The 20577-nt window shown below is 48.3% G+C and carries 21 protein-coding genes; 3 read left to right on the forward strand and 18 right to left on the reverse strand.

Annotated features, from left to right (window positions below; translation table 11 throughout):
• Window positions 1-51: 51 nt before the first annotated feature.
• The 11 genes from ACIFQM_RS09925 to ACIFQM_RS09975 all read right to left on the reverse strand — a co-directional run bounded on the left by ACIFQM_RS09925 (window position 52) and on the right by ACIFQM_RS09975 (window position 10215).
• Window positions 52-1083: an ATP-grasp domain-containing protein gene (locus ACIFQM_RS09925; protein WP_430042391.1), complete on the reverse strand. Its 1032-nt coding sequence runs from the start codon at window positions 1081-1083 to the stop codon at window positions 52-54.
• Window positions 1080-1913 carry an HAD family hydrolase gene (locus ACIFQM_RS09930; RefSeq protein WP_430042390.1) on the reverse strand — a complete coding sequence of 278 codons (834 nt, stop codon included), beginning with the start codon at window positions 1911-1913 and terminating at the stop codon, window positions 1080-1082. The genes ACIFQM_RS09925 and ACIFQM_RS09930 overlap by 4 nt, the downstream gene beginning before the upstream one ends.
• A complete protein-coding gene (locus tag ACIFQM_RS09935) occupies window positions 1910-3061 on the reverse strand; it encodes a cysteine protease StiP family protein (RefSeq protein WP_430042389.1) in 1152 nt (383 codons plus the stop codon). The genes ACIFQM_RS09930 and ACIFQM_RS09935 overlap by 4 nt, the downstream gene beginning before the upstream one ends.
• Window positions 3058-4398 (reverse strand): phosphoribosyltransferase family protein, encoded by a 1341-nt coding sequence (locus ACIFQM_RS09940; RefSeq protein WP_430065413.1) that lies wholly within the window; start codon window positions 4396-4398, stop codon window positions 3058-3060. The genes ACIFQM_RS09935 and ACIFQM_RS09940 overlap by 4 nt, the downstream gene beginning before the upstream one ends.
• Before the next feature lie 52 nt (window positions 4399-4450).
• Window positions 4451-5665, reverse strand: a complete 1215-nt coding sequence (locus ACIFQM_RS09945; RefSeq protein ID WP_430042497.1) for an HpcH/HpaI aldolase/citrate lyase family protein — start codon at window positions 5663-5665, stop codon at window positions 4451-4453.
• A gap of 124 nt (window positions 5666-5789) precedes the next feature.
• The gene (locus ACIFQM_RS09950; RefSeq protein WP_430047565.1) at window positions 5790-6524 is read right to left on the reverse strand and encodes a TerC family protein; all 735 of its coding nucleotides are present in this window, start codon (window positions 6522-6524) and stop codon (window positions 5790-5792) included.
• Between the two features lie 26 nt (window positions 6525-6550).
• On the reverse strand, window positions 6551-7807 hold the full coding sequence (locus ACIFQM_RS09955; protein ID WP_430042385.1) for a TerD family protein: 1257 nt from the start codon (window positions 7805-7807) through the stop codon (window positions 6551-6553).
• A gap of 100 nt (window positions 7808-7907) precedes the next feature.
• Window positions 7908-8489 carry a TerD family protein gene (locus ACIFQM_RS09960; protein WP_430042383.1) on the reverse strand — a complete coding sequence of 194 codons (582 nt, stop codon included), beginning with the start codon at window positions 8487-8489 and terminating at the stop codon, window positions 7908-7910.
• 33 nt (window positions 8490-8522) lie between these two features.
• Window positions 8523-9098, reverse strand: a complete 576-nt coding sequence (locus ACIFQM_RS09965; protein ID WP_430042381.1) for a TerD family protein — start codon at window positions 9096-9098, stop codon at window positions 8523-8525.
• A gap of 48 nt (window positions 9099-9146) precedes the next feature.
• Window positions 9147-9740 (reverse strand): TerD family protein, encoded by a 594-nt coding sequence (locus tag ACIFQM_RS09970; protein WP_430042380.1) that lies wholly within the window; start codon window positions 9738-9740, stop codon window positions 9147-9149.
• Window positions 9741-9768: 28 nt separating this feature from the next.
• Window positions 9769-10215, reverse strand: coding sequence for a tellurite resistance TerB family protein (locus ACIFQM_RS09975; protein ID WP_430042378.1), 447 nt, complete (start codon window positions 10213-10215; stop codon window positions 9769-9771).
• 378 nt (window positions 10216-10593) lie between these two features.
• Here ACIFQM_RS09975 and ACIFQM_RS09980 point away from each other — a divergent pair, with 378 nt between their 5' ends.
• Window positions 10594-12009, forward strand: coding sequence for a hypothetical protein (locus ACIFQM_RS09980; protein ID WP_430042377.1), 1416 nt, complete (start codon window positions 10594-10596; stop codon window positions 12007-12009).
• Between the two features lie 212 nt (window positions 12010-12221).
• Here the strand turns inward: ACIFQM_RS09980 and ACIFQM_RS09985 are convergent, their stop codons facing one another.
• The gene (locus ACIFQM_RS09985; RefSeq protein ID WP_430065409.1) at window positions 12222-13289 is read right to left on the reverse strand and encodes a WXG100 family type VII secretion target; all 1068 of its coding nucleotides are present in this window, start codon (window positions 13287-13289) and stop codon (window positions 12222-12224) included.
• 159 nt (window positions 13290-13448) lie between these two features.
• On the opposite strand from ACIFQM_RS09985, the gene ACIFQM_RS09990 reads away from it, so the two are divergent.
• The gene (locus ACIFQM_RS09990; protein ID WP_430042373.1) at window positions 13449-14228 is read left to right on the forward strand and encodes a Cof-type HAD-IIB family hydrolase; all 780 of its coding nucleotides are present in this window, start codon (window positions 13449-13451) and stop codon (window positions 14226-14228) included.
• A 94-nt stretch (window positions 14229-14322) separates the two neighbouring features.
• Window positions 14323-15111, forward strand: a complete 789-nt coding sequence (locus tag ACIFQM_RS09995) for a formate/nitrite transporter family protein (RefSeq protein WP_430042495.1) — start codon at window positions 14323-14325, stop codon at window positions 15109-15111.
• Between the two features lie 89 nt (window positions 15112-15200).
• Here ACIFQM_RS09995 and ACIFQM_RS10000 read toward each other — a convergent pair whose 3' ends face one another.
• The 6 genes from ACIFQM_RS10000 to ACIFQM_RS10025 all read right to left on the reverse strand — a co-directional run bounded on the left by ACIFQM_RS10000 (window position 15201) and on the right by ACIFQM_RS10025 (window position 20565).
• Window positions 15201-15446 (reverse strand): HPr family phosphocarrier protein, encoded by a 246-nt coding sequence (locus ACIFQM_RS10000; protein ID WP_014279995.1) that lies wholly within the window; start codon window positions 15444-15446, stop codon window positions 15201-15203.
• Between the two features lie 92 nt (window positions 15447-15538).
• On the reverse strand, window positions 15539-16405 hold the full coding sequence (locus ACIFQM_RS10005) for a DL-endopeptidase inhibitor IseA family protein (protein ID WP_430042493.1): 867 nt from the start codon (window positions 16403-16405) through the stop codon (window positions 15539-15541).
• Between the two features lie 123 nt (window positions 16406-16528).
• Window positions 16529-16762, reverse strand: coding sequence for a hypothetical protein (locus ACIFQM_RS10010; RefSeq protein WP_430042369.1), 234 nt, complete (start codon window positions 16760-16762; stop codon window positions 16529-16531).
• 118 nt (window positions 16763-16880) lie between these two features.
• Window positions 16881-18005 (reverse strand): hypothetical protein, encoded by a 1125-nt coding sequence (locus tag ACIFQM_RS10015; protein ID WP_430042367.1) that lies wholly within the window; start codon window positions 18003-18005, stop codon window positions 16881-16883.
• Window positions 18006-18017: 12 nt separating this feature from the next.
• Entirely contained in the window at window positions 18018-18563 is a 546-nt protein-coding gene (locus ACIFQM_RS10020; protein ID WP_430042366.1) for a hypothetical protein, read from the reverse strand.
• 205 nt (window positions 18564-18768) lie between these two features.
• Window positions 18769-20565, reverse strand: coding sequence for a rhamnogalacturonan lyase (locus ACIFQM_RS10025; RefSeq protein ID WP_430042490.1), 1797 nt, complete (start codon window positions 20563-20565; stop codon window positions 18769-18771).
• Window positions 20566-20577 lie beyond the last annotated feature (12 nt).

Genomic DNA, 20577 nt, shown 5'->3' on the forward strand with positions numbered 1-20577 from the left:
ACCTCCTGACGTAAACCCTTTTCATATTGTAGAAAACACACTCTACCTGTGTCAATGTAAGGATTTACGTATGGTGATCGGCTGTTCGATATGACTGGCTAGAATGTCGTATTGCGGATGAAGCGAGCCGACCTCGTGGCCCAAAGCCGATTTCACCGCCAGATAAGGAAAATTGATGCCGGACAAGCAGGATACATGCAGCCCGCCAGACATCCGCGGATTGATCTCCAGCAGCTTGGGACGCTCGTCGTTATATTTTACCTGAATGTTATAATTGTACGGAATGTGATACGCCTCAGCCACCTTATGCGCCACATCCAGCAGCTCGGTATGCTGCTCCAACAACCGTAATCGCCCTCCCGCCTTCCTGCGTGGAACTGCTGCCAACAGCTTTCCGTTTCGATCAGCCAGACAATCAATACTGTATTCATAGCCCTCCAGCAGCTCCATCACCATCAGGTTGGGGAACGACTCTGTGGATGACAATACGCGATGTGCCTCCTCGAACGAGATATGATTCAGCGCATGACCGAACAGTTCCTCCAGTGGGTTACGTTCGTTGTCGATGATGCGAAAGCCCATTCCGCCCTCTGCATTACATGGCTTGAAGCATACCTTATGCCCGCGTGCCGTTAACGTTTCATAAGCGTGTTTAAACTGCTCCGCATTGCTGGCAATGGCATAATCGGGAATCGCGACAATATCCTTTTGGCGAATGGATTCGTAAAACAGATCCTTTTCCATTAACTGCCTCAGCAGCTCGGTATCCCGGCATACGATGACCTTCGTTCCGATTTCGTCGAACAGATGAAGATTTTTGCTAATATCAAGCATATTCCACCGTGGAATAAATACATCAATTCCGTGACGCTGACAAAAATCCGCACAATAACGTGCATACTCCACGCCACTTATGCGCGGCTCCACCTCAGCCACATCACTGGCCTGTAATGCCATATGCTGCGGGTCCGAGTGCGTCGCATAGATTTCGAACGGAATACCGTCCTCATTGTTACGAATCGCATTCATATAATGATACGCCACCGAAAACCAGCGGTTAAAATACACCTTGAGCTTCTTCACAGAGCCTTGCCCCCTTCCTGTCTTGAAATGAACTGTATTTCATGGACATAGGCCATAATCTCGTCCGCAGCATATACCCCCGACACATCCGTAAAACGGTAATTGACCTCCAGCTCATCCCGCAGCTGTTCCCGGTACAGCTCGCCATGACGTGGAGCAATCGCATAGTCGGCATAGTCCAGCAGACAACGGTCCAGCAAAGAATCCCCGGACGCTACAACAGGCCCTCCATCCGTGAGGTTACGGATATGCTCCACGGCTGCCTGTTTATTCACGGCCGCAGGCACCAGATACACCTTGCGCCCTTGAATGGATACCTCCCAGCCCATTTCACGCATGATTCGCGCCTGCTCCAGCACCTGCTCCAGTGGCATCCGCTCCCGTTCAATAACGAATGCGTAAAATAACTCGTCGCAGAAACGCTCACTTCTAACCCAATCCTCATGCAGCACCTGTCCGAATACACGACGTGCTTCTTCCGCATTAGCACCATCTCGACGTACCTGCTCGTGAATGCGGCGATTCCACTCCCGATCCACCTCGCCTCCAACGATGATGTTACCGCCATTACTGGTCACGGCATACGCCGGAACCAGCTCCGTTTGAAACACCGTGATCCGTCCATACTGTGCCATTGTGCGAGTCGTCACAGGCATAAATATCACGTCTGGCGGCAGCGCCTTCAGCAGTTGGAGGGCCTGTGCTGAAATAAACGCCGCTGTTTCCCCTTCAATGTGCTCCGCAGGCAGCAGCCCAGGCGACTCCAACGGCACGCCAAGCGAGCGTTTGGAGTAAATTAGCGTCTGATCCAGATCGCTTGCGTAGATCATTCTTGTCCTCCCTTAAGCGGCTTGATGATCCCACAGCAGGAATAGGTCAGACCTTCAAACACCTCGACAGGCACTCCCCGGTCCTTTGCCAGCAGTATAATATGCCGAAGATTCGGATTATCCTCACGGTCAATCAGGATTTTCCATGGCACCCTGCGCAGCAGTACACGGGTCGTCTCCCCCACACCGGGCTTGACCAAATTGATATCCTGAATACCAAAAGCCTTTTGTATCGCCTCGATATCCCGTAAGCCCTGCCACGTCACCACAGGTGGATTCGTTGTCATCTGTTCAGCATACGTAGCGGCGGTTTCAGCCACATGTTGAAAGTAACCGCAAACCGTATCCACAAACGTATTGGACTGGTCGACCGACCGCCAGGATTCATAAAATTTGGCCCCATGAAAATCGTCTGGGCCTATCAGATCGTCGCGCAATACCGTCCGGCTCATCAGACCCGAAACGGTCGAATTCAGACATGCGCTCGGGATCAAATAATCTTCCCGCGTACCAAAGGTATCCGAGCAGCTCCCCGGATCGGCTAGCACCGCCAGATCATCATTCAGGTGCAGCCCGTAATCTGCGTTCATCTCACGGCAAGCCTCAATCAGCACCTGCCGAATTGCCCCTTTTCCCGTCCAGCCATCGACAAATTGGAGCTCCATATCCAGCCCGTGCTGCTGTAAAATATACAAAATAGCATTCCGGTCAATGCCTTTGCCGCGAATAATGGAAATGCTGTAATGCGGCAGGGAAACACTGTACTTCCAGTCAATGTACCGCTTGATCAAGATACCGATGGGCGTTCCTGCTCTGGCAAGCGACACAATCGCCGTGTTCAGACCCCTTTTTCTCACAATCATTTCAGCCACAGAAGCTGCGGCTAATGCGACTTTTTCGGCCGATTGAGCAAGCGTTTCGTGAAACAGTGCAATATACTCCGCTGTAGGCTCATATTCCACCGGAAGCATTTCTGAATAATGGACGCCTGACTGAATCGCCTCTTCACGATCCTCGGTCCCCTTTTCCAACGTAACGCGGCTCAAATCCTTCAATAAAAAAGTAACATCCGATGCAGGATAGCTCCCCAACGGCTCGGGTGGATGAATGTTCTTCTGCTGTATTTGCTTCATGAGTGTCTGCTTCATATCCGCGCTCCTTTACTCTCCTGCTCAGCTAAACGATTAAAATAAACAACATGCACTTGGTCGCAGCCAAGATGGGTCAAGGCATCCAGCATGGGCTGCATTCGCTGCGCTTCTGATTCCCTTTCGATCAAAACAAAGATCTCGTCATACTGACCAGGGTCTACATTATAAATAAAATTGCGTACCGTCCCATCCTCAGGCGAGGGATAAGGCACACCACAAGCTACGCCATATCCCTCCTCACGATGGGGGTAAACCGGGCTACGCGTCGTCGACTGATAATACACTTTCGGGCCTAGCTCCGCTGCAATCCGCATTGGAATGTACATAAATTCCCCCGTGCCCATCACCAGCGTGCGCTGCCCTGAACGAAGCTTCTTCAATCGTTCCGCAGTACGCGTAATCTCCGCATCCAACGCAGTATTATCAGCCGATTGCAGGCCGAAACGACCTGTATATTTCAAATAAGGAGCCTGATTGGCGTATCCGTCCGTTGAAATCGAGCTGTGTACTACCCGTTCAAAACCAGACGCAGCCTCTGCAAAACAGTGGTCAATTATTCCAGAAGCATCTGTCGTATCCTCTGCTATGCTGGTAGCAGCATGTTCTGTGTGCCTGGCTCGCCCACCGTATTCTGCGTGATCCAGCATTGGCACTCCCTGTACCTCAATCTTTCCTTTGAGCAAGCTTAAAGGCGTAATCGTAATGCCCAGCTCTGCCTCCAGATCGGTGAAGGCCTGCTCATCGCTGTCTGTCCGCCAATCCAATAACGAAGCAATCACATATTGCTTTCTTGGAAAATGTGCCTGAATATCCCGAATAATATTAAGGGTCGTTTTGCCCGTCGTGATTTCATCATCTACCAGCACAATGGGGCCATCTCCCTCAAATACTTGCTCATTCAGCGCATAGCAGCGATGATCAACAGCATGCGAATGCTCTTCTTCAAATCGAATGATCGGCTGAAGACCCGGAATATCCTCGCGTGTCGTATGAATATACGAGGCACCGTCCGCAAACACCTGATACATGGCGTGTCCCAGCGCCGTAGCCGTCTCGGCAAAGCCAACAAACTTGATCGGCTCCGCAAAGGCCAAACGTTCTTCCATCAGCTTACGATAAGCTTCTTGGGCATAGTGCGAATCCAGAAGTCCCTTCACAGCCTCTCCAATCAGCTCATCCATCTGTTGTCCTGCCTGTGGGACAAGCTCCTTGTACAGCAGTATAGCCAGCGCCGCACCACTCAACAAAGAGGTGTAAGGGTTCACCGGAATATGCTTGCCCAGCACCTTGCTGACAAACAAAAACGAACGCTTCTTGTTCACCCGCGCCGCCATCGCAAACAGCTTGTCTACTGGAAGGCAGAATGGATTATGTGTTTCCGTAATTTTAACGCTGAACTGCTCCAGGATCGGCAGCAGATGTGTTTTCGTGGTTGGGTAAGAGACTGACAAAATGTTGTTGTTCATGTAACACCCCGTATACTTTTGATCTGTTTATAATACGATAAGCCCAATTTAAATGCGGCTTAATTTCATTCATTTTGTTGGCATAGGTGCTTTTGAATACACCCAGACTACCGTCATTACGCTCCACAATCGCGAGGGCATCCATGTACTCTTCATGTGTCACTGCGTACATGGCCTGTACCGGCTTAATATGGGAAGGATGGATGATTGTTTTGCCGATGATGCCATTTTCCTTGTCCATCATGACCTCTCGTATTAGTCCGTCCACCGCATCTGAAATGAAGTCCATTCGCAGATTGCGTCCCTGCTTACCAAATGCATCCTCAAAGGGCGACACTCTTAATTGAGGCTTAAATACACGTTCCCGATGGGAGAAATATTCCCATACTGGGCCGGAAATGACATAATCCGAATCTACCCGTCCAAACAAGTTAATAATATCAGCGATGCAATCCCGAATGACGGCAATTTCATAGATTGTAATATCCGGGCTACGTCTCAAGCCGAACAGGCTGGAAAAATCAGTTGCCCCAATTCGTACATTCAGCACATATTCCTCATACTCATCCAAAATCTCTTTGATCGACAGCAGCTCATTCCAGCGGGTTTCCCGATAAATAATGTTGGAGCTTTCGAGGATCGGTAATCCGTACAGCACAGGGATGTTCCGTTCAGCCTTACCCCGGTTATATCTGGCAATGAGTTCAAAATATGCTCGTCCATTGTGAGAAGAAAACTTGGGCAAAACAAAGCCTGTCAGCAGCGACAGAGATTCTCCCAACCCGTTCAGTAGCCGTTCCAACTGTTCCACAGATCGCACACGTACAAACAGCAGCGGTAAACTCTGTTCACTCATCACGCCTGTCCGTACATACGATAATAGTTGAAGCAACTGCTGTGTCAGCGACTGTTCTGCCTGCCCGACCTGCTGATCCCCTATGGCATCCTCCAAATCCAGCATGACCGTCGTCAATCCTTCATGTTTTCCATTCTTGATCTCTTCCGCTACTTCCGAACGGGTCGCAGGCATGTACAAAGCCGCTCCTACCGCATAAGCCAATACACTTTTTGGGGATCGGTTATTAAATTCGGACGGCGGCGTACAAAAGATCGCTTCTACTTCCTCAGAGGTCAAATCATTAAAATATTTCAGGGCCTTCTCCTCCTCTTGCTCTTTCTTGCCTGACTGAAGCCCTGTGCCTCGGGTATACAAGAAATCCCCCCTTAGGTTCAGGAGGGATTTCGCTATACTTTGTACATTAAGCCTCTTCGTCGGCCTTTTTCTTTCTTTTCGCCGAGCTAATCACCATTGTGCCTACAAAGACGGCAATCAAAATGCCGAAGAATAAAACCTGCGACATATGAAAGCCAAAAGCAGCAGCCAGCATCTTACCCCCGATAATGGCGATCAAAATAAAGGCTGTCTGTTCCAGTTCCGGAAATTTATCAATGAGCTTGAGGAACACTTGTGCAACACCGCGCATCATCAGAACGCCGATAATACCACCCAGGAACAGAACCCATACCTGTTCACTTACACCAAAAGCGGCAATGACACTGTCAATACTGAAGGCAATATCCATCAGCTCTACCATTAATACGGTTTTCCAGAAAGAAATAGGTTTGTTCTCCACTTCTCCATCCGCTTCGGACTTGAATAAGCCCTTATATGCAATATAAAGAAGATAGGCCGCACCCAGTACCTTAATCAGCGTGAACTTAATCAGGAATGTACCCAAGCCGATCGCGAGGAACCTGAATATATACGCTCCCAAAATTCCGTAAAACAAGGCTCTCTTTTGTTGCTCCTTCGGTAAATGCTTAACCATAACTGCGAGAACCAAGGCGTTATCCGCCGACAAAAGACCTTCCAGCAAAATGAGAGTTCCAATAATCCCCCAACTCACCGGGTCAGAAAGTGTAGCTACAACATCACTCCATGAAAAAAAATGGCCGTAGTTCTCGCTGATATTTTTAAATAAATCATTCAACATGAAAAGAGTGCCTCCGATAATTCAGTTTATTTGCTACCCTGCGACCAGCGCATGCCCCAGTTATATGCACGATCCAACTCACGATGGCCGCCATAGAACTGCACGAGTCTTTCAATGCTGAACGTTTCATCGTTCACGTTTTGGAGCATGGCAATCGCACACATCCCCTTGCGGTTGTCATGTTCGTTCAAGTGAACAACAATGTCCGGTCCGTCCTTCTGATGCAACGTGACCACTCCGTCCGCCTGCGACCAGTTCGTAACCCCTTCATAGATAAAGGTAAACACCAAAATTCGCTTGATTTCAGAAATTTTAGCGCCGTTGATGCGGAGATTCTCCCCTGTTTTCACAGACCCTGTACGGTCGTCGCCGTCCAAAGCAATGTATGGGAAGCGATTCAGCGAGCCGAAAGCTTCACCCAGCGCCTGAACCACCCCTTTATCTCCGTCCTTCATCTCATACAAGCAGCCCAGATCCAGATCGACACCCTTGGAGCCACGACTGAAAAAGCCCTTGCTCTGCTGTACCTGATTCCAGTTCAGATTGATCAGGAGCTCTCCTAATCCACCTGAGCCTTTTTTCAGATTGATGGTGTCGCCCTTCTTCTTCAGCTCAATTTTGCGCAGGTTCAGATTCACTGGTGTTGCAGATGGCTCTGGCTTCGGAGCAGGTGGCGCTGGCGGCGGTGTTGGTGCTGGTCGAGGCGCTGGAGGCACTGGCGCCGGAGGAGCCGGATTATTTTCCACTTCAATCCCAAAATTGACGCACAACGCATCCAATCCACCGGAAAAGCCCGCGCCAATCGCGTTGAATTTCCATTCCCCGTTATGGCGATACAGCTCACCAATGACAATGGCCGTTTCCACTGTAAATCCGCTGTCCAAATTAAGCCGCAAAACCTCTCCGCTAACCGGATGAGAAAAACGAATGAATCCGCCTTGAACCTGTCCAAAATTTTGCCGTTTCTGATCCGCATCATAAATCGTCAGCGTGAACGCAATCTTCTCAATGTTGGCAGGAATCCGCGTTAGATCAAGTGCAAATTGCTTTTTGTCACCCGACTGTTGTCCGTCTGAATACGTGATGAAGGGCGTGGTCGGATTGTTGTAAAAGATCAAATCCTCATCGCCTGACACCTTTCCTCCAGAGCCTAACAAAAATGCCGAAGTATCCAGTTCCAGTGTCGCTGGGGACTCCCAGCCGATCCCTACGTTGACCTGGGTCAGACCCGGATTCGTTTTCGTCAAATCTGCCTTCTGTCCCTTTACTACGATAACAGCCATGATTGTGTCACCTTTCTGTCCGTTTGTCATGTGTCAGCGCATGCAATTTAATGGCCTAAAAAAAAGGGTAGCGCCCTATGGACACCACCCCAAGTGGATATTATTGAGCGTCCAAGCCATAGTTTTTAGCAAGCGCACCCAATCCACCAGCAAAGCCGCTACCGATTGCCTGGAATTTCCAGTCCGCATTTTGACGGTAAAATTCACAGAATACCACGGCCGTTTCAGTGGAGAAATCCTCTCCCAAATCGTAGCGCAGCACTTCACGATCCGTCGCTGCATCTACCACACGTACGAAAGCATTGGACACTTGTCCAAAGTTTTGCGCACGCGCCTCGTAATCATAAATGGTAACCGTGATCCCGATACGGTGGATGTTCGCAGGAATCTTCGCAAAATCAACGATGATTTGCTCGTCATCCCCATCCCCTTCACCTGTGCGGTTATCGCCTGTATGGGTCACAGATCCTGCTCCGCCGTTTGGATTGTTGTAAAATACAAAATCATCCGCAGCTTTTGCTTTGCCGTCTTCATACAGCAGGAAAGCCGAAGCATCCAGGTCAAAATCCGCGCCACCGCTGTATTTATTCGTATCCCATCCAAGACCTACGACAACACGGGTCAAGCCGGGATTGGTTTTGGTCAGATCAATGCGTTGTCCTTTGGAAAGACTAATAGTCATACCGCATACCTGCTTTCTTTGTACAGATTTTAGTTACGCCAAACCGTAATCGCGAGTCAATCCTGCAAGACCATCCTGATAACCACTACCGATGGCACTGAATTTCCACTCACCGCTGTTACGATACAATTCGCCTACAACAACGCCCGTTTCGATCGAGAAATCTTCTCCCAAATCAAAGCGGATCAATTCTTCATTGTTCGCTTCATTTACGATACGAGCATAAGCACGGGACACTTGTCCAAAGTTTTGGCTGCGTTCTTGTGCTTCATAGATTGTAATTGTAAAAGCGATCTTTTCTACGTTAGCTGGCACGCTGCCCAAATCAATTTTGATTTGCTCGTCATCTCCGTCGCCTTCGCCAGTACGGTTATCCCCAGTATGGACGACAGAGCCGTTCTCATTTTGCGGGTTATTGAAAAAGACGAAGTTCTTATCCGATTCTACTTTACCTTCTGCATTAGCCAAAAATACAGATACGTCCAGGTCAAAATCTTTACCGCCATCGTATTTATTCGTGTCCCAACCCAAGCCAACCGTGATTTTGGACAAGCCTGGATTTGTTTTCGTCAAATCAATCTTTTGACCTTTGGATAAGTTAATTGCCATGATAAGAACCCCTTTTCCATAATTAAGTTTGGTATTCGTAAAATAAAATTACATGTAGCGCTGAGCCAGCACATCAATATGTACGGCATTCGTGCCTTCACCGATGGCAGCAAACTTCCATTCGTCGTTATGACGATAGAGTTCTCCACAAACCAATGCAGTCAGCCCTTCATAATTGTCAGATAAATTAAACGTGACCAGTTCCTTGGAATTAGAACCGTCCAGAATGCGGATATACGCTTTCTCGATCATGCCAAAATCCTGTTTCCGGTTTACGCAATCATATATATTTACAACAACAAGCACTTTGTGGACACTGGCAGGAATACGTGCCAAGTCAATTACAATTTGTTCATCATCACCGTCACCTTGTCCAGTCAAATTATCACCGGAATGTACGATTGAGCCACATGGGCTTTTTTTATTGTGGAAGCATATTACGTTATCCGACTGAGTCAGTTTTCCGTTGGCGTCCAACATAATGGCAGAAGCGTCACAATCAATATTCGGTTGCTTCTTGAAGCCAAAAAATCCTTTGGACTGCACAGGGTCCCATCCCAATCCAGCAATAACTTTGGTTAGACCTGCGTTTCCTTTGGTCAAATCAATTTTCTGGCCCTTAACCAGATTAATTACAGCCACTGATTAACACACCTCCCTTCCGTAAAATTTACAGACTAAATTCAGACGGATTCAAACCCAGCGCACCGCAAATTTCAGCGACAATTCGTTGTTCATCTGCATCAAAGTCACCGTCAGCAGCACCAATGGCACTACATACGCCAACGACGAGTCGGCCCACTTCAGGCTTGCCTTTCAATTTGCCAATCGCTTTGAGTGCTTCCTGTTTGCCGATTTCAGGCGAAAATTCAAAGTTCGCTACATAGTGATTGAAACGGCTAATGACCTCGCCCATATCAAACACTTTCAATTCTTCACTGAGATTTATGTATCCGGCCATCTTTGATTTCTCTTCCGGACTAATGGTACCGTCAGCAAAGGCTACCAGCGCACAACCCGCAACAACAGCTTCCATGAAATCTTTATTTTTAAACTTCTTAACCTGGTCTCCAAGACCCTTCTTAGTCGTGCTCAGCCAATTTTTAAATGTACTCATGTTGCCCTCCACAAAATCGTATTTGGGTGAAACGCATACTAGTTAATTTCTTCCTTTACTATAACCTGAATTACGATCTTTTTCTACAATAATATACAAAAATACGGTAAATCCGGTCTATTTTTTGTCGGTATCCTCTCTATCTTTAGCCCTATTTTCTGAAAAAAGACCCTCTTCCATCATCTATCATTTGGTACCCTAATTGCAAGTCCATAGATACCACACAGATATAACCATATGGATTATGAAGCTAAATACAGCCCTATTCTTCTAGATGGATTGACAGTTTGAGAGGAACAAGATATCATTCTATCAAATCACAAGTATTTCGCTAGGAATAATATAAAATAGTACAGCTAATTTAGGAGGAAATTTCACATGACCGCACCTTTGACTAGCCTAAGATCGTCCTCTTGGAAAATAATTCCTCTATCCGCCGCTCTACTCATCGCTGCCTTTTCCAGTCCTGTTGATTCCTATGCCGCACCCGCGGCAGCCCCGGTCGTCCAGCAAGTAACCAGCTCCGCTTCTGGCTCTGTTACTGATTCGGACCACCAGCTCACCTATCTAAAGGACCGTTTTAACATCCAATTATCCTCATCCCCGACAAGAGGGGAATATATCGCTTCTCTTGCCACTGTGCTGAACCTGAACAGCTCAAGTACAGCTTCTGCGGACAAAAACACCGCCTTTACAGGCTTAAAGTCAAATGATCCGTTGTATGCCCAAGCGGCAGCACTGTATGCAGAAGGTATTCTGGATAACACTGACATAAAACCGTCTGTTCCCCTGACACAAAATGACGCGATCCGTATAGCTGTAAAAGCCGCTGGATTGACTGAGTTGGCTGCTACATACCCTGCGGATAAGGCGCAGGCCGTGCTAACAAAATCGGGGATTCGTACATTGGCTCGAACTGCTGAGACCCATCTGGCAGTCGCTGTAGATACAGGACTGCTGCCGCAAAGCGCGCTGTCCTCCTTCCAGCCGGGCGAGCAAGCCGATGCGTCATTCACCGCCGAGGTGCTAAGCCGTGTGCTGGCATTCCACGGCGAATACAAAAATGCCATCGGCCAAGTGCAGGACGACGATATTTTTGCTAAAATCCATCAGGCCTATAATACACAGATACTCGTCCAATCCCCGGAGCTGCAAGCCCTGTTCGACACAGGACTTCAGCAGAATCTGTTCACAGGCTACAATATCAAGGACAGCCGCTATGATGCCCATTTTGATCCGAAGCTGTCCCTCACCTATGGACACAGCGATCTCAAGCACGCGATCCAACTGATCGGGCTGCTTCGCAGCGAGGGTATTCAAGCCAATGTACAGCTAGAGCCAAAAACTTCGGCTTTTGTATACTTGAAAGAATGGGGACAGCCTGTCCAGACCGAAGACTATAAAGTCGCACAAAGCAACAACGGCAACTATATCGCCTACTCCAAGGAATATGACCTTGCCCTCGAATTTGCGACGATCGGGCAGAAGAATCGTTTTGACTCCATCATCAACCAATACGCCAAAAAGAACAGTAAAGACCAAGCCGGTCTGATCGCTCAGTCCTGGTGGCAGCCGCTCTATTCCTCCCTGTCCTCCCCCGGCTCAGCCTACACGGAGATTGCGAACAATCGGGTCAGCGCGGGACGCTATTACGCCCAGTCTTTTTCGCTGACGGACAAGGCTTCCTCCATTGCCGATGGCTTACGTAAGATCAAGCCAGGTGTAGAGGTGGAAAGCTACCACTTCTGGGTGGATGCTCCCTTTTATCGTTATTTGAACGGGGAAGCTCAGTAAAATTTAATTTAAAAAACAAAAGGCGCAGCCTTCCAATTCAGTGGAAGTCACTGCGTCTTTTTTCAATTAAGAAACAAAAAAATCTACAGACTTCTCCAGCTAGCGAGTTTTACAGTTTTCAACTGCCACTCACCGTTCCAGAAAAAAAGACTGTAGATTGTATAGATACTCCTATTCGAGTTGCTAATGTCGTTTCATACCCTGGACCACTTCTATTTATAGTCCTCCCAATAGCTGTATTCCATTTCATTCTCACCTTTGGTGACGATGATCATGTTTTCGATATGTCCGGTTTCCTTGTCAGTTCGGTAGATCATGGTGCGGGTTTCGCCTTCATCCGATACAGAGAATAGCACCTGGTCACTGATCATACCGCCACCGATGCCGACGACATGCTCTTCCCAGCCGGAGGCTGCGCTGGAACTAATGCTCGAGCCTGCGTCACTAACGCCAGTCCCACGCGACAAAATAAGACCTATGCCATATCCGGTGACGGTCTGGGCCGTTTTACCCAGAGCGTGCTCTCCGGCGGATTGGGTATGCTCTTGGACCCAATAATCATATTTGTCGGTATTTTGCTCGTAACTGACAATATTTCCTTTTTTATCTATATAAATATCCGTTTTCGTGCCATCCTTCCCCGTCAGCTCGGTGACGGCAACGAGAGAATCGGATGTGATCTTGGACGTTTCTCCTGTATTGTAATCTGTGCGGGTAACTGAATCCTCATATTGCAGCCGCAGGACGTTCATCTGGTCGTGGATTTTCTGCATAGCTTGCTTGTCTCCAATCGCCTCGGCATCTTTCAGGAGTTTGTCATATTGCAGGTATTTATCGGCGTCAGCCTGATCCCAATCATCTATGCTTTTGGGCGACTTGGAGGCATCCCCAGCATGGTTTCCAGCTTCTCCATCGCCCTCCAGCGCTGCACTTGCGCTCATAGCCGCCGCCAGCGCGGTCCAGAAGCCACGCGGGTTATCATCCGCGTTTCTAAACTTCGAAGCTATGCTTTTCAGCTCAATTTCAATGGATTGAACCTTGTTCAACACGGAAGAAAGCGTATATTTAGCCGTTCGATAGTCGTTATAAAAGCGATTTCTCTCCATACCGTCCCACTGGCTGTGAAGGCTGTTCATTGTGCTATCCAGGCCGTTTAACTGGTTATTCAGTGTTCCGTGAGCATTGGCAAATTGGGAGGCCACGTGATCCAGTTGCTCCGGTGTGACTTGAATTTTAGTTATGATGATCACATCCCGTCTATGAAAATAGGAGATAGGCATTATATTTTACAGTAATCCTTATTTTATATTGTAAGCTATAGAAGACAGACATTCATGAGGATTTATACGTATTTGTATATTCAGAAGCAGTTCCTTTGATATAATGAATCCATATGAGTTCATTTCGACAATACATTATTGAAAGTCAGGTGTAAGAACATGTCAGACAAAAAAATTATCTTTTTCGATATCGACGGTACATTACTGGACGATGACAAAAAAATGCCACTAACGGCTGAAAAGGCTGTCTTTGCTTTGAAAGAGCAAGGTCATGAGGTAGCCATTGCCACAGGACGCGCGCCGTTTATGTTCAAGGAAATCCGTGAGCAGCTGGAAATTGATTCTTACGTCAGCTTTAATGGTCAATATGTCGTGCTTCGGGGAGAAGTGGTTGCTACCAATCCGTTGAACAGAGAAGCTTTGCAAGTGATGACTGATATGGCTCTCACTCATAACCATGCGATCGTATATATGGACCATGCCAACATGAAGGCTAATATTCCTAACGATGAGCTTGTACAAAAATCACTTCAAACGTTCAAGGCCAAGCTGTCGGTTGGATACGATCCGCTTTATTTTCAGGGAAGAGATATTTATCAGACGCTGTTGATGTGTACGGTAGAAGAAGAACCCTTCTATGAAGCAGTATTCAAAGCTTTTGACTTTGTACGCTGGCATCCGAGTTCTGTGGACGTTGTTCCTCACGCCGGCTCCAAAGCAATAGGCATCCGCGAAATTACGTCCAGACTGGGCATTGCCGATGAAAATCAATACGCTTTTGGCGACGGCTTGAACGATGTGGAAATGCTGACGGCTGTACATCATAGTGTCGCAATGGGTAACGGCTGTGATGAAGCCAAGGCCGCAGCTAAAATGGTCACAAAACGCGCAGATGAAGACGGCATTTTGTACGGGCTGCAAAAGCTTGGCTTGTTATAAGCTAACAGGGTTGCTGACTGACTGGGCCATGTTTAGGGAAAAATAAGGTCTGTTTAAAGACTTACATCGAGAAAATAGGGGGTTGTCGTTGGAAATGGAGACGGAAGGCTTACGCAATGTTGAACAGCTAGCCATGAAGAAGTACAAAATTTACAAGCAAAGCCTGCTCCGCTATGTGGCTCGTTCCATGCTGGCGAGTATGTTCATCGGGTTCGGCGTGATTGTGGCCTTCAAGACGGGCAACTTTTTTTACATGGAGCAATCTCCATTCACTTATCCTATGGCAGCGCTCACGTTCGGGGCGGCCATCATTCTGATTGCTTACGGCGGCGGGGATTTGTTTACAGGCAACACCTTTTATTACACCTATGCTGCGCTCCGTAAAAAGCTGCGCTGGGGACAGGTGCTTCGGCTGTGGGCTGCCAGCTATGGCGGTAATTTGCTGGGTGCCGGGGTGTTCGCACTCCTTATTTTCTTAACTGGGCTGTTTGAGTCCTCCAATGTGAACAGTTTTTTGCTGAACGTGGTGGAGCACAAGATGGAAGCGCCCGCAATGCAGCTGTTCTTCCGAGCTATTTTGTGTAACTGGCTGGTCTGCCTTGCCTTTTTTGTTCCGATGTTTATGAAGGAAAATGGCGCGAAGATGTTTGCGATGATGCTGTTCGTATTTTGCTTTTTCATTTCGGGATATGAGCATAGTGTGGCTAATATGTGTACTTTCGCCATTGCGCTCGTGCTGGACCATCCGGGTACGGTCTCTGTTGCTGGTGTGATCCATAACCTCGTTCCGGTTACGCTCGGAAATCTGGTTGGCGGTGTGCTGCTGATGGGTGTGATGTACTATTCGGTGAATCTCCCGTTTTTGGACGAGGAGGAGCATTAAAAAAGAAGCCGTGGGATCTAAGCATTCCACGGCTTCTTTGCATTATTTTTAGTTAGAGCATGCAGCGTCTACAGGTGTTTACGTGTCTGTTATCCTTCTTGAGCAGGAAAATGAATAAATTCCTCCAGCTCCTTAAACAGTTTTTTGGGATTAACGGTGTCGGGTACCACCAGAGTCAGCGGTTCATCCAGCTTTAGCACATACATGCCCAAAATAGATTTGGCATCTGCCATGCCGCTTTTGCCATGAATCCAAATATCATAGGTATAATTCGAAACGATTTGATTGATTTTTTCAATATCCTTAACGTCTTTTACCTTGATGGGTGTCATCATTGCACAGCACTCCCCTGCCTTGAATTGGGACTTACGAAACAAGCCTCAACCTCACTTTACTCCATTTGTGAATAACGTAGCAAAATCTTAATTTAGAAAATGATATGCGGCGCGGAGCTGATTTTCCAGTAGCTGCCGACCTTTTCAAAATTCACGGTGATTTTCTCGTTCGCCTGCTTGGTTCCTGCCGGATAAGGCACAGTCAGCAGATAGCTGCGCTTAACCGGAGTCATCGTCACCATTTTCGCTGTAGCCCGATTGAACTCCAGCAGGTTACCACCATCTGCGTTCAGCTGAGCTAGTTTTCCGTTGGCTTCAACGAAAAATTTGCTGACAAATTGCTCACTGGCCTGCTTGGTGTAGGCCTGCGACAGATAGCTGATCAGCTTGGTCTTGGTGCCTATGTCCTCGGACAGATAGCGGTAGCTTTTGCCGTTCCACTGGAACGATTCGCCCACCGTGCTGCCACCGCTGATCGCGTACAGATAACGTGACTGCGCCTCCAGCACGAGCGGAATGGCGCTCTCGTGATTCAGCTTGTCCAGCTGCGTTGGCTTCACGCTGGCAGCCGCGGCTGCTGCTGGCGCCGAGGTGGACGGCTGCTGCGGCTTAGACGGCTTCGCAGTCGACGGCACGGACGGAGCAGCCGCTGGCGCTACCGGTGCGGATGGACGCGGTGCTGGCGCAGACGGAGCTGCTGGTGTAGCGGCCTTGGCGGAATCGACGGCTGGAGCCGGGGCTGATGTAGCTGGAACCGACGGCGCTTGTGCCGGGGCCGGCGTCGTAACCGACGCAGATGCTGCTGGCACCTGGGCCGGGGCTGCTGCGGCCGGACTGGCAAGGCCCGGCTGCGTCGCTTCCGCTGGAGCGGTCACGACAGGCGCGGCGGCGGCGGCCTGCGCCACGCTCATAAGTGCGGCTGCAATGCACAGCGCGGATAGCTTCGTATTTATTTTCATACCTGTTTTCATCATTACATGCACCTCCATAATCATATACCTGCATAAACTGCACACGTTTCTATTATAAGAATCTCCTGCCACAATTGGGTTGCTAAATTGTTTCTATTTGCCTTGATTTGTTCATTCTGCACGAAGTTTGTCCGTATTTGTCGGGCACGGTTCTTTTGACTGCTTCACCCGCTTTGCCTCCACCTCTTCCAGGGATCGTGACAGCTGCTTAACAGACCGGTCAAGCTGCTCCAATCTGCGGCTGAGGGTGACAAGGATGTATTTTAACAGAATCAGACTTAATGCAGCAGGGAACCCGACATTGGTTACGAGCGCAATCATACCTTCGGTCGTTAGAGTAGTCACATATCCCGCCTCCTTTTTCATACGTATATTTCACCAATAAGAACTAATGTTCCCTTTTTTATGAAAATCATACGTTGGCTCTCTTCTGAAAAAGAAGGCTGCAAAGGTGATGCCACATCTAGCCTGTCAATCTCTGCTCCCGAAGTTGTCGTTCTCTTTTTTGCTCCATAACATGCTGGCAGTATAAGCCCACCAGCATCAGGTTAAGAGCGCATATGGAAAGCCATCCTCCCAAGCTAATATCAATCTGCAAATAATCAAAATCGGAAAAAGACTTGCGCTCAAAGCGGGCTGCCACCATGTTTCCTACCTTCTTGACAATGGGTACAAAATCGGTGAGCTGGTGTACGTTCATCATGTAATCACGGACCTCTATTTTTAGCAGTTCCACTTCACTCCACGAAAACGGGTAAACCCATAGCAGTTCATTGTTTTCGTTGGTAGAGAAGGCTACGACAAAATCGTTTTTGTTCCCGCCCTCCCATTTGTCCTGAAGCGCGAAGCCATAGTCCTGTGTTTTATTCAAGCCCACATTAACAAAAATCAAATTGACCTGCTTCCATGACTTGGTTTTTCCCGGTTTTTCCGGGTTGGGTACAGGCTTGTTCAGTTCAGTGTTCATGCTCGCCAGCATACGTAATGCCTTTGCTTTGTTAGGAACCTGACCGATAATACGGTGAATATCAATATAATTGAGTACAGCCTTGGGGTACTCCGGCAGGTCGGAGTATTGCTCCACGTCTATATCCTTATGTCTGAAAATGGAGTAGGAAGCCTGTACTTTGTTCAGATAATCATGCGTCGAAGCACTCGGTGTGCCATAGGGCCAGAACCATTTCAGTGTCGCGGTATTGTTGGGCCAGCTATCCCCAAACGTGCTGCCATCGGGCGCACGATCCACACGAATCCATCCGTCATCTGTGGTATAAATGGAGTTTTCCGCTTTGTGATGCTCCCAGTAGCCGCTATGTCTCGTACACTTCTCTTTACCATTACTGTCTTTACTACAGCTTTTCCTAGGCGGATGCCACTCATCCCACTCTTCCTTATGGTGCCAATCTGTGACTTTGCCGGACCATACCTCGGTATCCCAAGTCTCTATGCGGAAATCAATGTAGATCGTCACAGCCGTCAATACAGCACTGAAAATAGCAGTCCAAATGATCGTTTTCCAGCGGGTCCCGGTCAGTAGCTTCACTGGAATCAACCCTACGAATATGATGAGAGGGATAAACCAATACATACAATGATCCCCCTATTTCAGACGGATTTCATCCGCTTTCTTCTTGGTAAAAGCATCCTCGGTTTGGTCAGAAGTTACGATATATTGGGACATATCATATGTTTTCATATTAGTCAGGGAAGCCATAATAAAATGTACCTTGATATACGTGTTATATTCCCGCACGATATCCATCATTTGCTTCTGGTTGTTATCAAACTGCTGGCGACTAGCGGCAATTTCACGCTGTAGATCCGTATAAACAGATGTGGCCAGACGGGGATTTTGTTCATGCACCGCTTGATACAGCAAATTCGTATCATTATATCGTCCGGTAATCATTCCGGTATATACCTCTTTGACCTGTCCAGCCTGTAAATCCGTGACCTGCGTCATTTCCTTAAATTTCTTCCACATATTATCGTAGCTGGACTGGTTCGATAGATATTGAGCCTCAATTCTTCCTTCCAGCTTCACAGCCGTATTCCGGTGACTCCAGATCGAACCTACCGTAATCACGCAAAATAAAATAATGACGCCCATAAATATAGCAAAACCAATCAACACTTTTCTTCCCATTCGTCATGCGCTCCTTCTATTGTTGTCATTCATAGAAAATGTGTATTACTTTGTATTTTATCGGTAGATTCCTGCGTGGATATGAATAACACACCTTATCGGATCTACTACATAATTACATGACAAAAAGAGCTCCGATCAACCCGGGGCCCTTTCCGTTTTTGTTCATTCTCGTTTCATTTCGACCTTCAGACCAACCTGTAAATCAAGGGGTGTATATATTCGGCTGCGCGGGCTTCGACATCCCTTCTCCCAGATAAAACCCAGTGTGCGGCGGCTGATTATAGGCCAAGTTCTGCCACGCTATACTCAAACGATACAACGGATCATGCATAAGTGTATAAAAACGATACTCTGACTCATACGGCGTTGTGTAGATTCGTAGGGCGGAATTGTCGCTTTTGCGCCAAATCACTTCCTCGCGCCAGTCGCCAAACAGATCAGCCTGCAAGGATGGTGTTCCTTTCGTTCCGTTATTGGAGCTGGTGCCTGTAGCCGTAAGCAAATTGGAGGTAGTCGAGTTGGTATAGTTCCACTTGTCGATTTTACCAGCGCTCGATGAGGTATGATCCAGCAGCTCACGCAGCAGATCGCCATCCCACCAAATTCCAAAGTTAATGGAGGACGGCAGCGTATTCGTAATAAGCTCTCCTTTAGCCGAACGCACGCCGATCCCCGGCGCCCATTGCTCGTTTCCTTTTGTACGGGGATCAATGTCTGCCGACATGCCTCTCCCGGTATCCTTGCCTGTATTTACGCCCCATAAAATGTTTCCATTACGCGGGTCATACATGGCAGCGCCGTAGGTCGCATTTTTGTCCTCGTTTACCTTGAACACTTCATAGCCTGAACGGTCCGGGTCCAAATCTCCGACATGAAGCGCATCCCCATGTCCCATGCCCGTGTTAGCCAGCTTCGCTCCGTTATCGTCCACCACCAGCGAACCGTACACAATTTCATCCTTATCGTCTCCATCCACATCCGCCACACTCAAGCTATGGTTGCCCTGTCCGGCGGTTCCGGCATTGATCGAGCTGCTGCTATCAAAGGTCCAACGTCGATTCAAGCTACCATTACGCCAATCATACGCGACCAGAACCGTTCGAGTGTAATACCCCCGTGCCATGACTATGCTCGGCCGTACACCATCCAGATAAGCAATCCCGGCGAGAAAACGGTCCACCCGGTTGCCATAATTATCTCCCCAGCTGGATACCGTTCCCCGTGGCGGCACATAGTCAATTGTGCTGAGTGCTTTGCCCGTATCGCCCGAGAACACGGTCAGAAATTCGGGCCCGTCCAAAATATAACCACTGGCATTACGATAATCCGCCGAAGCGTTGCCGATGGTTACACCTGTGCCGTCTTTAGTGCCGTCTGCTGTTTTGCATACGATTTCCGCCTTGCCGTCTCCGTCAAAATCATAAACGAGAAATTGCGTGTAGTGCGCTCCAGCCCGAATGTTCCGGCCCAGGTCGATTCGCCATTTGCGTGTTCCATCCAGCTTGTAGCCGTCCAAAAATGCATTTCCCGTGTAGCCGGATTGCGAATTGTCCTTGGCATTGGAAGGGTCCCATTTTAACACAATCTCATACTCGCCATCCCCATCCAGATCACCTACACTGGCGTCATTGGCATTGTACGTGTAGCTCACATTATCCGGGGTTGTACCGCCTGCAGGCTGCTGGATGGGAACATCCAGATAGTTGTTGCTCCAAACCTTTACCGCAGGAGAAGCAGCCTGTTCTGTTCCATTCACCACGGCACGAACCGTGTACGAAGAGGAAGTCGTACCTGTCTTGTCCAAAAAGTTGGTTTTCGACGTAATCGGCGCATCATTGACCTTGCTTGTCCCTCTGTACAGATTGAAGCTGACCGAATCCGCTTCTGTGCCCAGCAGCCGCCAGCTCACCAGCACGCCCTCTGGCATCTTGACCGCAACGACTCCCCGGTTCAGCTTTTCCATTTGCCTCGTAGATGCAGCAGAGACCTGGCTATCCATCGGGGGGACTGT

The sequence above is a fragment of the Paenibacillus sp. NRS-1782 genome, from assembly GCF_050467685.1.
Taxonomy (GTDB): domain Bacteria; phylum Bacillota; class Bacilli; order Paenibacillales; family Paenibacillaceae; genus Paenibacillus; species Paenibacillus terrae_A.